This window comes from Candidatus Solirubrobacter pratensis, assembly GCF_000425945.1.
Lineage (GTDB): Bacteria > Actinomycetota > Thermoleophilia > Solirubrobacterales > Solirubrobacteraceae > Solirubrobacter > Solirubrobacter pratensis.
Genome location: NZ_AUEK01000006.1, coordinates 240,930 through 253,123 on the forward strand (window position 1 = coordinate 240,930; position 12,194 = coordinate 253,123).

A 12,194-nucleotide genomic window follows, 5' to 3' on the forward strand; every position below is an offset into this window, starting at 1 on the left:
CTACGAGCGGCGGCGCAGCCCTACTCGTCGTCGCGCACGGCCTTCGCGATGTCGGCGTTGTCGGTGAAGACGCCGTCGATGCCGAGATCGAAGAACTGCTTGATCTCGGCGAACAGGTTGCCGGCGTCGGCGGGGTTGGCCGAGGAGCGCAGCTCGAGCGGGAGGAAGCTGTTCTCGACGCGGAACGTGTACGCGACCACGTCGAGCCCGGCGCGATGCGCGTCGCCGATGAACGACGTCGGCGCCAGCGACGCGCCGGCGGCGTCGCGCGGGACGATGTAGTCCTTCGACGGGCTGGCGATGTCCGCGTACTTCGCGATCTCACGCAGGCCGGCGGGCGTCGCCATCTGGCCGTAGGTCAACGAGCCGCCGGAGGCCAGCACGTCGCCGGGCTTGAGCGTCTTGGCGTCGAGCAGCTGGACGAGCGGGTTCGGGATCTGCTTGTCCAGCCACTTGAGGTTCGAGACCTCGAACGACTGCACCGTGACCTTGGCGCTGCGGTCGTCGAGCCGGTTGCGGCGCAGCTGCTGGACGAACAGCTCCTCGAGCGGGAGGCCGATCGACCGGTGGTAGGTCGAGTGCTTGAGCTCGGGGATGATGCCGATCTTGCGCCCCAGCTCGCGCGAGAGCTGGTCGCGCAGGTCGATCACCTCCTGGAAGGTCGGGACCGTGTAGCGGCCGTTGTAGATCGTGTTGCGCCGGCGCAGGTCGGGCAGGCGCTCGACCGCGCGCAGGGTCTTGAGCTCGGCCAGCGTGAAGTCCTCGACGAACCAGTCGTCGGCGAACGTGACGCCGTCGATCACCTTCGTCTTGCGGCGCGAGGCGAACTCCGGGTGCTTGGCGACGTCGGTGGTGCCGCCGATCGCCGGCTCGTGACGGACGACGAGGACGTGGTCCTTCGTCATGACCAGGTCCGGCTCGATGTAGTCCGCGCCCATGCGCGCGGCGAGGCGGTAGGAGGCGAGCGTGTGCTCGGGCCGGTAGCCCGACGCTCCGCGGTGGCCGTAGATGGTCGGCTTCGCGGTCTCGCCGTGGCGGTGGCGCGCGGCGCTCGCCGCGGCGGGCAGGGAGACCAGCAGGGCGAGCGCGGCCACGAGGGCCGCGCCGCCTCGGACAGGGGTGCTCATGGGTCTACCCAACCGCGCCGGGCGCCCGCGAGCGTGAGCAGGCGGTGAACGTGGCGCGAGCGCGCTGTGTGCTTCTAGTCGGCCACTCCCAGGATCACGTCGGACGCCTTTACGATCGCCGTCACCTCGCGGCCCTCGGCGATGCCGAGCTCGCGGGCCGCCTCCACCGTGATCGACGCGACGAGGCGCAGGCCGTTGCAGTCGAGCTCGACGACGGCGGTGGCCGGGCCTTCGGTGACGGCGGTGACCTTCGCGGGAAGCTGGTTGCGCGCGCTGATCTTCATACGGCGCAGCCTACGGCGCGCCGCGATCTCCGCGCCCGCGGCGTCTCGGGGCCGGTGTGCGGAGATGGCGGCGGAGCGACGGCCCGGATCGACCGCGCTCGCCCCAGCGCCGCAAGGGACAGGCTCGCGCCTGTCCCCTGCGCCTGAAAGCTCTACGCCGCCCAGGGGTCCTTGACCGGCGCCCCCAGCGGCGCCACGGTGGAATGGATGGAGCGAACGCAATGCATTGTCGTGGGCGGCGGACCGGCCGGGATGATGCTCGGCCTCGTGCTCGCACGCGCCGGCGTCGAGGTGACGGTGCTCGAGAAGCACGACGACTTCCTGCGCGACTTCCGCGGCGACACGGTGCACGCGTCGACGCTGACGCTGCTCGACGAGCTCGGCCTCGGCGACCGCTTCGCGGCGGTACCGCACCAGCGGCTCGAGCGCCTACGGCTGCCGCTGCGCCGGAACGCCCCGCTCGACGTCGACCTGCGCCTGCTGCGCGGGCCGCACAAGCACATCGCCATGGTGCCGCAGTGGGACCTGCTGGACATGCTTGCGGACGTCGCGCTGGAGGAGCCGAGCTTCTCGCTGCGGATGGGTGCCGAGGTCTTCGCCCTGCTGCGCGAGGGCGGCCGCGTCGCCGGCGTGCGCTACGGCGACGACGGCGGCGACCACGAGCTGCGTGCCCCGCTGACCGTCGCCTGCGACGGCCGCGGCTCCCACGTGCGAGCCGCGAGCGGGCTGCGCGTGCGCGAGTTCGGCGTTCCGCTGGACGTGTGGTGGTTCCGGCTCCCGCGCCGCGAGGGCGACCCCGACGGCGTCAGCGGCCGCGTGGGCGGCGGGGCGACGTTGATCATGATCGACCGCGGCAGCTACTTCCAGCTCGGCTACCAGATCCGCAAGGGCGCCGACGCCGAGCTGCGCGCCGCCGGCATCGAGACGCTGCGCGAGCGCGTCGCCGCCCTCGCGCCCGAGCTCGCCGACCGCGTGGGCGAGCTGGGCGGCTGGGAGGACGTCAGCCTGCTCACCGTGCGGCTGAACCGCATGCCGCGCTGGTTCAGCGGCGGCCTGCTGTGCATCGGCGACGCGGCGCACGCGATGTCGCCGGTCGGCGGCGTCGGCATCAACCTCGCGGTTCAGGACGCCGTCGCCGCGGGGCGGGTGCTCGCCACGCCGCTGCGCCGCGGCGACGTGCGTGCGCGCGACCTCGCGCGGGTTCAGGCGCGCCGCTGGGCGCCGACCGCGTTCACCCAGTCGCTGCAGCGCTTGATCCATCGTGCCGTCATCCGCCCCGGTCTCGAGCAGCGGCCCACCCACGACGTGCGCCTCCCGCGCCGCGCCGTCGCGCGCCTGTTCGCGCTCGGGCTGCTGCCCGAGCACGCGCCGCGGTTCGCGCGCCGCGCCCACGGCTCAGGGGCGTGAGGCGAGGCGCCGGCCGCTTAGGCGAAGGGGCGGTCCTTGCGTGCGTGGCGCTCGACGCCCGCGCTGAGCATCATCACGATGCCGACGACGACCGGGATCGCGCCGAGCACCGCGATCGCGACGCCGATGCCGAGCGCGGTGCCGCTCAACAGCAGCGCGAGGACGATGCCGATCACCACCAGCGGCGCGCCGATCGCGATCCACCGCGCGCCGCCGCCTGCGAGCTTTCGTTCTTGCCGCGGAGTCATACAGGGGGCATTCCCACGCCGGGCCCTGCGCTCACGGCCGCGCCGGCTGCGCGCGCGATGGCGAACCGGACGTCGGTCGTGATCAGGGCGATCCGCACGCCCGAGCCCGCCGCCGGCGTGAGCAGCCGGCCGGGCGGCAGCAGGCCCGCGCGCAGCGCGTAGGGGATCACGAGCGCCTCGCCGAGCGCGTCATGCGGCTGCGCCCTGCCGCCGAGCAGCTCGACGAACCCCGCCAGCGCCGCCGCGCGCTCGACGACCGCGCCGGACGCCAAGAACGGCGACTCCTCGGCGAGCCGGTGCTCGCCGTCCTGCTCGTACACGCACACGATCACGCTCCCGGTCTCATGCTGCGGGACGTGCTCGGCCCATGCGTCGCTCGGGTCATACGGCGCGAAGCCGACCTCGCTGAGCCCGAGCCGGAGCCCTTCCGTGCGCACCAGCCGCGACAGCTCGGCAGGCGCGAGCGTATGGACGGCCGCGTTCCGGCGCGCGCCCGCGTGCGAGCACCCGCGCGTCTGTCCCGGCGCGGTCGGCAGGTGATATGGCCAGCCGCGGTGCCACACGTCGGCCTCACCGTGGACCTCGTAGGCGGCGTACAGCGGCAGTCGCTCGGCCGAAGGGAGGTCCTGTGGCGTCCCGGCGCCCTGATCCCGTCGCGACACGGGATCGCGCACCGTCCAGCCGAGCCGGCCGGCGCCCCGCAGCCCGCCGAGGAGCGGCTGCGTCACCTTCCGGGCCGTCGCATGGAGTCCGTGGGGCACCATGGAGTGATGATGCGCCGGGGCGCAACCGCTGTCGTCGCCCATAGGGCGGCTCTTGCGGCTACTGCGGGAGGCGTATGGCGGGGTGAGTGAGCGCCGGGCCGGCGCAGCGCTGCAGGACCTGGCCCGCGGCTCGTGGCGGACGGTGCCTAGGACCCGACCCAGTAGGTCCGCAGGTTCGTGAACTCGCGGATGCCCTCCTCGGACAGCTCGCGCCCGTAGCCGCTGCGGCGGGTGCCGCCGAACGGCAGTCGCGGATCGGACGCCACGACGCCGTTGACGAACAGCGCGCCGGAGCGCAGCCGCCGCCCGGCCTCCAGGCCGCGCCGCGGGTCGCCCGTCCAGACGCTCGCCGCGAGTCCGTACGGCGTGTCGTTGGCGAGCTCGATCGCCTCGTCCTCGTCGGCCGCGCGCACGAGCGCGGCGACGGGGCCGAACGTCTCCTCGGCGAACGCCGTCATCCCGGGACGCACGTCGCCGAGCACGGTCGGCGCGAAGTAGTGCCCCGGCCGGTCGAGCCGCCGCCCGCCGGTCAGCAGGCGCGCGCCCTCGCCGACGGTCGCCTCGATCTGGCGCTCGAGGTTCTCGAGCAGGTCCTCGCGCGCGAGCGGCCCGACCTGCGTGGCGGCGTCGAGCGGGTCGCCGACCGTCAGCGCCTCCACGGCCTCGACGACCAGCCGCTCGAGCTCGTCGTACACGGCCGCCGGGGCGATCACGCGCTTCGGCGCGATGCAGACCTGACCGGCGTTCATGTAGCGCGACTTCGCGATCGCCGCCGCGACGGTCGGGAGGTCCGCGTCCTCGAGTACGACGAGCGGGTCCGAGCCGCCCAGCTCGAGCACCGACTTCTTCAGCGCCCGGCCCGCGGCCGCGGCGACCGCCATTCCGGCGCGCTCGCTGCCGGTGAGCGTGACCGCGGCGATCCGCGGGTCCGCGATCAGCCGCTCCGTGACCTCCCCCACGCGCGCGGGCGCGACCAGGATGCTGCGGAAGAGCCCCTCGGGGAACCCGGCCTGCGCGAACAGCGCCTCGACCGCGAGCGCGCAGCCGGAGACGTTCGGCGCGTGCTTGAGCAGCGCGCCGTTGCCTGCCGCGAGCGCAGGCGCGGCGAACCGCAGCGCCTGCCAGAACGGGAAGTTCCACGGCATGATCGCGAGCACGACGCCGAGCGGCTCGTACGCGGCCCAGCTGCGCTGCGCGGTGCTCTCGATCACCCGCTCGGCGAGGAACCGGACCGCGTTCTCCGCGTAGTAGCCGCAGCCGGTCGCGCACTTCTCGATCTCCGCGCGCGCCTCGCCGATCGGCTTGCCCATCTCGCGCACCATCAGCTCGGCGTACTCGTCGCGTCGCTCGCGCAGGATCCGGGCCGCCTCGCGCAGCGGCGCGCTGCGCGTCTCGACGGGCAGCTCGCTCCAGCGCCGCTGCGCCGCGTGCGCCTGCTCGAGCGCCAGCTCGATCTGCTCGTCGGTGTGCGGCTCGTAGCGCGCGATCTCCTCGAGCCGCGCCGGGTCGATGACGCGGATCTCGCCCGCCGCCGTGGGAACGTCCTGAATGCCGGTCACCGCGTCGAGGATAACGTTTGCCACGCGCCCTCAGCGGGCGGCGATCAGGCGCAGGGAGCCGACGCGCGACCAGGGCCATCGGCGCGTCGAAGGCGGCGATGCACCCGCGGGCGGGAGAGCCCCCGGCCATCCATGGCCAGGGGCTTCCCAGGGGTCTACGTGGGGTTGGGTCCCCGTCGCCGTTACGGCGTCGTTGTGCTCAGCGTGAAGGTGAGCGTCCTGCTGTAGCTGCCGGTCCGCAGCGCGTCGTTGGCGCCGATGTGCTGGTGGAACGTGATCGCGGCCGTCGCGTTGGACACCGGCCCGCTCCAGCTCGCCGGGGCGAGGTCGACCTGCAGCGGGTCGGGCAGCGCGAACGCCCCGTTGGCCAGGTGGCCCGGATCGGAGACGCTCAGCGTCGCGTCCGCCGCGGTGCTGATCACGTTCGCGCTCGTCGACGCGGTGTACTGCCGGTCGACGCCGGGCGTGAACGCGCCGAACGAGGCCGGCGCGCCGAGCGTGAGCGAGAGCGTCGCCGGCACGCTGCCGCCCACGCCGCCGCCGCCGGCGCCGGTGTCGACGCTGGTGGAGAGCGGCAGGCGCAGGATGCTGCGGCCGAACGTCGCGGCGTAGAGCCACTTGTGGTCGCCGGACAGCTGGACGTCGAGCACCGGGGTGTTCGGCAGGCCGCCGTCGAGGCTGTACCAGTTCGCGGCGCCGTCCTTGCGCTCGAACACGCCGTAGTCGGTCGCCGCGTAGAGGTTCCCGCTCGGCTGGTCGTAGGTGATCATCTCCACCGGCGCGTTCGGCAGGTTCGAGCTGACGTTCTTCCACGTCACGCCGCCGTCGCTGGTCTCATAGACGCTGGCGGAGTCGTCGCCCTCGCGGTAGCCGGAGAAGGCGGCGAAGACGTGGTTGGCGTTCGTCGGGTCGACCGTGACGAAGTTCACCCAGCGCGTCGGGAGGCCCTGCAGCTGCGTCCAGTGCGCGCCGAGGTCGGTCGTCTTCCACAGCTTGCCGGTGTCGGTGCCCGCGTAGATCGTGTTCGGGTCGGTCTTGGCCGGCCCGATCGTCGTCACGGTCGCGTACTGGTTGGAGTACTCGCCGCCGAGGTCGTTCTCGTCCGGCGGCACCGGGCCCGGGAGGCTGTTGGCGTCGTCGGCCGGGCTGATCGTGGTCCACGTGCGGCCCTGATCGGTCGAGCGCAGGACCGAGGTGCCGCCGACATACATCGTCTTGGTGTTGCTCGGATCGAACACGATCTGCGCGTCGGTCGTGAAGCGCATGCCGGCCGGCTTCTTGCCGAAGTTCCACTTCGTGACCGTGCCGTCGGGGTTGTCGGTGTTGCCCGAGCAGCTCGCGTTCTGCGAGCAGGAGTAGTACGTGTTGGAGTCGGTCGGGTCGATCAGGACCCAGTGACCGTCGCCGCCGCCGTAGGAGTTGAACTGCGACAGGTCGGTCGGCTTCGGGTTCGCCGAGGTCCAGTCGCGCACCGAGCCGTTGTCCTGCAGGCCCGTGACGATCCGGTTCGGGTTGTCCTGCGCGACGGCCATGTGGTAGCTCTGGTTCCACGGCTCATACTTCGCGTGGTTCCACGTGCCGGACGCGCCGTTGGCGTCGGAGCGGTAGATGCCGCCGTCGTCGCCGTTGTAGACGCGGTTCGGGACGCGCAGGTCCCAGCCCATCGCGTGATGGTCGGAGTGCGGTCCCGACGAGTTGTGCCACGTCGCGCCGCCGTCGTTGGACTCGCGCAGGCTGACGTCGGCGTTGAAGAGGTGGTTCTCGTCCTTCGGATCGACGTAGATCCGACCGAACCACCACTGGTAGCCGCCGTTGGCGTAGGCGCGGCCCATCGTCTGGAAGCTGTCGCCGTAGTCGTTGGAGACGTAGGAGCCCTTGTCCGGGCCGTACGGCGCGCCGGTCACGACGTAGACGCGCTTCGGGTCGTTCGGGGCGATCGCGATGCCGATGCGGCCGAGGCTCGCGTCGGCCTTCAGGCCGGTCTGGGCGGTGTCGTAGGTGGGGAGCGGCGTCGTGATGTTCTCGAGCCGCTTCCACGTCGCGCCGCCGTCGTCGGAGCGGAACAGGCCCGAGCCGATGCCGCCGTAGACGCGCGCGCCGTTGTTGCGCTTGTGATCCCACAGGGCGGCGTAGACGCGCTGCGGGTTCGACGGGTCGATCGCGACGTCCACCGCGCCGGTCGTGGCGTTCGGCGGGGCGAGGACCTGGGTCCACGTCTTGCCGCCGTCGCTGGTCTTGTACAGGCCGCGCTGGCCGGCGCTGCGCGAGACGGCGCCCGTCGCGGCCGCGTAGACCACGTCGGGGTTGGTCGGGTCGACGACGATGCGGCCGATCGAGGCGCTCTGCTCGAGGCCGATGTGGCTCCAGTGGGCGCCGCCGTCGGTCGACTTGTACATGCCGTCGCCGAAGTAGGTGAGGCCGCCGCCGGGCGGGTTCGCCTCGCCGGTGCCGGTGTACAGCGTGCCGTCGGACGCCTGCGCGATCGCGCCGATCGTCTGGACGGTCGTCGCCGGCCACACCGACGTGTACGTCATGCCGGCGTCGGTGCTCTTCCACACGCCGCCGCCCGAGGCGGCGACGTACAGGCTGTCCGGCGCCTGGTTGTCGACGACGAGGTCGGTGACGCGGCCGCCGACGTTCGTCGGGCCGGTCAGCTGCCACGGGCTCGCGCCCGGCGCCGACGGGACGGCGTCGGCCTGCGCCTGCGCCCGCGCGAGCTGCGCGGTGCTGACGTCCTGGCCGGAGCTGTCCTTGAAGTCCTGGTACTGATCCGGCGCGTCCGGCGTCTTGCCGGCCTCGTTCTCGATCGCCGGCGGCGTCCCCGTCACCGCGCTCGCCGTGAGCGTCTGCGACGTGCCTGACGTCGAGCGCGCCGTCGCGATCACGAGCGCCAGCGCCGCCAGCGCGACCACCGCGCCGGCGAGCCGCGCCCGCCCCATCCACTGCCACTTAGGCATCCGAGCCATCCCTCCTTCGTGCCGCGGCGGTGCCGCGGCTTCCGACAGGCGGCGACCGAACTCGTCCGTGAACCGCTCGTAGCGGTCCTCCTCGCTCATGCCCTCGTCGCCTCCTGAACCTCGCATTTGCGAGCCTCAGTTCCGCGGGCGCCGCGGATGTGACATGAGAGGAACCGGCGCCTCGAGGCCGAAGAGGGTCCCGCCCGTGCGCCGCCTCGCCGCCGTCATCCTGCTGCTGCCGGCGCTCGCCGGCTCGTCAGCGTGGGCGGCGCCGCCGGCGCCGCCGAGCGCCGGGCGCTCCGTCGTGGCGCTGGCGCGTCTGAGGGTCGCGGCCCCCGGCCCGCGTAGCGGCTACACGCGGGCGAAGTTCGGGGGCTGGGACAGCGTGGGCGACCGCTGCGACACGCGCGAGGAGGTCCTGCGCCGCGACGGCAGCCACGTCATGACCGACGCCCAGTGCCATCCGATCGCCGGCCGCTGGCGCAGCTACTACGACGGCACGATCATCCGCAGCTCGAGCAAGCTCGACATCGATCACGTCGTCCCGCTCGCCAACGCCTGGATCTCAGGCGCGCGCACGTGGACCGCCGCGCGCCGCGACGCGTTCGCGAACGACCTCGACGATCCGCAGCTGATCGCCGTCAGCGCGAGCTCGAACCGCTCCAAGGGCGACCGCAGCCCGGACGAGTGGCGGCCGCCGCTGAGGTCCTCCTGGTGCTCCTACGCGCGCTGGTGGGTCGACGTCAAGTCCACCTGGAAGCTCACCATCACCGCGCCCGAGCACGACGCGCTCGCGGCGATGCTCGGCACCTGCTAGCCGCGCGCCGGCGGCGCCGGCGCCGGCGCGGGCGCCGGTACTGCGATCAGCCGTTGCCGATGGCCGTTCCGCTGGCCTGGCCGCCCGACCACGCGCCGCCGGCCGTGACCTGGTTGCTCGTGTTGATGAACGTCGCCGGGGCGGTGGTGATGATCGACGGGCCGATGACGGCCGCGGTCTGCCCGACCAACGGGCCGCCGGTCCCGACCAGCAGCCCGGGAGTGCCGCCCCAGCCGGCGGCCGCGATGCCATCGGCGCGTGCGGCGCCCGCGCCCGCCAGCGGTGCGGCGATGGCGAGCGTGCCCAGCGCGGCGGCCAGCGCCGCGCGACGTCTCCGGATCGGGTTCATGGTCCGTCACTCCTTTGCCCAGGTGAGCGGCTCACCTGGGGATCGCCTATCTCTAAGGACCGTACGCCCGGAGGGATGGCGGATCGCTGGCCCGCGGAACCGTTGCGTCTGGCCTCACGGATTCGCGAGACCAGACGTGCTCGCCTGCCGCAGGAGCTCGGCGTCGCGGCTCGGCGGGACGCCGAAGCGGCGCCGGTACTCGCGGCTGAACTGCGACGCGCTCTCGTAGCCGACGGCGAACCCGACGCCGGCGACGTCGCCCGGCTGCGCGATCAGGCGGGCGCGCGCCTCCTGCAGGCGGACCTGCTTCTGATACTGGATCGGCGTCATCGCCGTCACCGCGCGGAAGTGGCGGTGGAAGGACGACACGCTCATGCCAACCAGGCGCGCGAGGTCGTCGACGCGGATGGTCTCGTCGTAGTGGTGCCGGATCCAGCCCACCGCGCGGCCGATCAGCGACAGCCGGCTGTCGGCGAGTCCGATCTGCCGGACCATCGCGCCCTGCTCACCGGTGATCAGCCGCCAGAGGATCTCGCGCTCGAACACCGGCGCGAGCGCGCGGGCGTCGGCGGGACGGTCGAGCAGGCGCAGCAGGCGCGCGGTCGCATCCAGCAGGTCGGCGTCCGCCGCGCTGACGGCGATCCCGGCCGTGCCGCCGCCGCCCGGGCCGCCCGGCGGCGCGTCGAGCAGCAGCTCGGCGATCGCCGCGGGCCGCAGGACGAGGCCGAAGGCCACGAACGGGGCCCGGATGATGTGGGCGGTGACGGGAAGGTCGACCGACACGATCAGGTACTCGCCCGCGCCGTACTCGAACACGGTGTCGCCGAGCACCGTCCGCTTCGTGCCACTGACCACGACGGCGAGCGCGGGCTCGGCCACGCTGCCGATCGGCGCGGTCGTCGCGCCGGACGCCATCAGGCTCACGCCCGCCAGCGGCGCCCGCGTGACGCCCTCGCCGGCGTGACGGGCGATCAGGGCGCCGAGCTCGCCGAGGCGGTCCATGCCCTCAACTGTGGCACGCGATCGCGCCGGAGTCGCACGGATGGCAGGATCGGGCAAGGACGCGGCAGGATCGATCTACCGCTCCGGACGCCGCCGGTGGTCTCCTTGAGTCATGCCACTCGACTCCTACATCACCCTCGGCCGCTCAGGCCTGCGGGTCAGCCCGTTCTGCCTTGGCACGATGACGTTCGGCGAAGACCACGGCTGGGGCGCGAGCGTCGCCGAGTCCGAGGCCATGCTCGACGAGTACCTCGACCGCGGAGGCAACTTCATCGACACGGCCAACGTCTACACCAACGGCCACGCCGAGGCGATCGTCGGCGACTACTTCGCCGGGCGCTCGGCGCGGCGCGACGGCGTCGTGATCGGGACCAAGTTCTTCTGCAACCTGTATCCCGGCGACCCCAACGGCGGCGGCGCGGGCCGCAAGGCGATCGTGCAGCAGTGCGAGCAATCGCTGCGGCGGCTGCGGACCGACTACGTCGACATCTACTGGCTGCACAACTGGGACCGCCGCACGCCGGTGGAGGAGACGCTGCGCGCGCTCGACGACCTCGTGCGCGCCGGCAAGGTCCGCTACGTCGGCTTCTCCGACATCCCCGCGTGGAAGGCGGCCGAGGCGCAGACGATCGCCCACTTCCGCGGGCTGGCCCCGATCATCGCGCTCCAGCTCGAGTACTCGCTGCTCGAGCGCACGGCCGAGGGCGAGCTGATCCCGATGGCGCAGGAGCTCGGCCTGGGCGTGATGCCGTGGGGCCCGCTCAAGAGCGGCTTCCTCTCCGGCAAGTACTCGCGCGCCCGCACGGACGCCGTCGACGCGCGCCGCAACGCGGTCGTCGGAGAGCCCTCGGAACGCGACCACGGCGTGATCGACCGGCTCGACGCGGTGGCCGCGGAGGCCGGCGCGAGTCCCGCCGCGGTGGCGCTCGCGTGGGTGCAGAGCCGGCCCGGCGTGGCCGCGACGCTGATCGGCGCCCGGCGGCTCGACCAGCTGCGCACGAACCTCGACGCGATCGACGTCGCGCTCAGCGAGGCCCAGATCGCCGCGCTCGACGAGGTCTCCACGCCCGCGCTGAACTTCCCGGCCGAGAACAACCGCGTGCTGGCGCCGATGCTCCAGTTCGCCGGCCTGACGGTCGACGGGCAGGCGACGCAGGCGGTGCCGTGGATGAGCGAGAGCGCCGTGCGCTATTGAGGCAGGATGGTGCGGCTCCCCGTAAGGGCGGTGACGGCCACGAGTGACGCGCCGGCGCACCGGGAATCCCCACCCATGTGGGCGGTCGCGATTTCAGCCTCACGTCCGGCGTCCGGGAAGGCGCGGTCGACGTGGTGATCGCCGGGGACCTCGACATGGCGGCGGCGTTCAGGCTCGAGCCCGAGATCGACCGGCTCATCGCGCTCCCGGGCATCGACGCGCTCGTGCTCGACGTGGGCGGGATCGAGTTCGTCGACTCGACGGGGCTCAGCGCGCTGCTGGCGATCCGCGAGCGGGCCACGCAGCTCGGGATCGAGTTCACGCTCGCCCGCCCGTCGGAGGCCGTCCGGCGCATCCTCGCGCTGACGGGCACCCGCAGCGCGCTGGGCGGCTGATCAGTCCGCCTCGCCGGCGATCGGCCGTCGCCGCCGATCAGCTCGTCGATCGGCAAGAGCGAGGCGAACATGGGCAGTGGCCCGCACGGC

General features: G+C 73.0%; 12 protein-coding genes. 4 read left to right on the top strand and 8 right to left on the bottom strand.

All coding sequences use genetic code 11. The features are described from left to right. Window positions 1-20 precede the first annotated feature (20 nt). Both H958_RS0104915 and H958_RS0104920 read right to left on the bottom strand, forming a co-directional pair. The gene (locus tag H958_RS0104915) at window positions 21-1,127 is read right to left on the bottom strand and encodes a glycerophosphodiester phosphodiesterase (protein WP_028057840.1); all 1,107 of its coding nucleotides are present in this window, start codon (window positions 1,125-1,127) and stop codon (window positions 21-23) included. Window positions 1,128-1,201: 74 nt separating this feature from the next. Beyond that, window positions 1,202-1,411 (bottom strand): TOBE domain-containing protein, encoded by a 210-nt coding sequence (locus H958_RS0104920; RefSeq protein WP_028057841.1) that lies wholly within the window; start codon window positions 1,409-1,411, stop codon window positions 1,202-1,204. A gap of 207 nt (window positions 1,412-1,618) precedes the next feature. Here H958_RS0104920 and H958_RS0104925 point away from each other — a divergent pair, with 207 nt between their 5' ends. Beyond that, the gene (locus H958_RS0104925) at window positions 1,619-2,818 is read left to right on the top strand and encodes an FAD-dependent oxidoreductase (RefSeq protein ID WP_028057842.1); all 1,200 of its coding nucleotides are present in this window, start codon (window positions 1,619-1,621) and stop codon (window positions 2,816-2,818) included. Between the two features lie 17 nt (window positions 2,819-2,835). Here the strand turns inward: H958_RS0104925 and H958_RS0104930 are convergent, their stop codons facing one another. The 4 genes from H958_RS0104930 to H958_RS35105 all read right to left on the bottom strand — a co-directional run bounded on the left by H958_RS0104930 (window position 2,836) and on the right by H958_RS35105 (window position 8,346). After that, window positions 2,836-3,066, bottom strand: a complete 231-nt coding sequence (locus H958_RS0104930; protein ID WP_028057843.1) for a hypothetical protein — start codon at window positions 3,064-3,066, stop codon at window positions 2,836-2,838. After that, complete coding sequence (locus tag H958_RS0104935; protein WP_156027691.1) at window positions 3,063-3,794, bottom strand: hypothetical protein; 732 nt, start codon at window positions 3,792-3,794, stop codon at window positions 3,063-3,065. Before H958_RS0104935 ends, H958_RS0104930 begins: the two co-directional genes overlap by 4 nt. Before the next feature lie 182 nt (window positions 3,795-3,976). Continuing rightward, window positions 3,977-5,389 carry an NAD-dependent succinate-semialdehyde dehydrogenase gene (locus tag H958_RS0104940; protein WP_196807212.1) on the bottom strand — a complete coding sequence of 471 codons (1,413 nt, stop codon included), beginning with the start codon at window positions 5,387-5,389 and terminating at the stop codon, window positions 3,977-3,979. Window positions 5,390-5,571: 182 nt separating this feature from the next. Further along, entirely contained in the window at window positions 5,572-8,346 is a 2,775-nt protein-coding gene (locus H958_RS35105) for a WD40/YVTN/BNR-like repeat-containing protein (RefSeq protein ID WP_196807213.1), read from the bottom strand. Window positions 8,347-8,551: 205 nt separating this feature from the next. Between H958_RS35105 and H958_RS0104950 the strand changes: the two genes are divergently transcribed. Continuing rightward, window positions 8,552-9,163, top strand: coding sequence for an HNH endonuclease family protein (locus H958_RS0104950; protein ID WP_028057846.1), 612 nt, complete (start codon window positions 8,552-8,554; stop codon window positions 9,161-9,163). A 46-nt stretch (window positions 9,164-9,209) separates the two neighbouring features. Here H958_RS0104950 and H958_RS0104955 read toward each other — a convergent pair whose 3' ends face one another. Both H958_RS0104955 and H958_RS0104960 read right to left on the bottom strand, forming a co-directional pair. Further along, window positions 9,210-9,512, bottom strand: coding sequence for a hypothetical protein (locus H958_RS0104955; protein WP_028057847.1), 303 nt, complete (start codon window positions 9,510-9,512; stop codon window positions 9,210-9,212). A 114-nt stretch (window positions 9,513-9,626) separates the two neighbouring features. Beyond that, a complete protein-coding gene (locus tag H958_RS0104960) occupies window positions 9,627-10,514 on the bottom strand; it encodes an AraC family transcriptional regulator (RefSeq protein ID WP_028057848.1) in 888 nt (295 codons plus the stop codon). A gap of 112 nt (window positions 10,515-10,626) precedes the next feature. Between H958_RS0104960 and H958_RS0104965 the strand changes: the two genes are divergently transcribed. Together H958_RS0104965 and H958_RS35110 are read left to right on the top strand one after the other, a co-directional pair. Continuing rightward, window positions 10,627-11,709 carry an aldo/keto reductase gene (locus H958_RS0104965; RefSeq protein ID WP_028057849.1) on the top strand — a complete coding sequence of 361 codons (1,083 nt, stop codon included), beginning with the start codon at window positions 10,627-10,629 and terminating at the stop codon, window positions 11,707-11,709. Between the two features lie 77 nt (window positions 11,710-11,786). Then, window positions 11,787-12,104, top strand: a complete 318-nt coding sequence (locus H958_RS35110) for an STAS domain-containing protein (protein ID WP_051323842.1) — start codon at window positions 11,787-11,789, stop codon at window positions 12,102-12,104. Window positions 12,105-12,194: the final 90 nt, after the last annotated feature.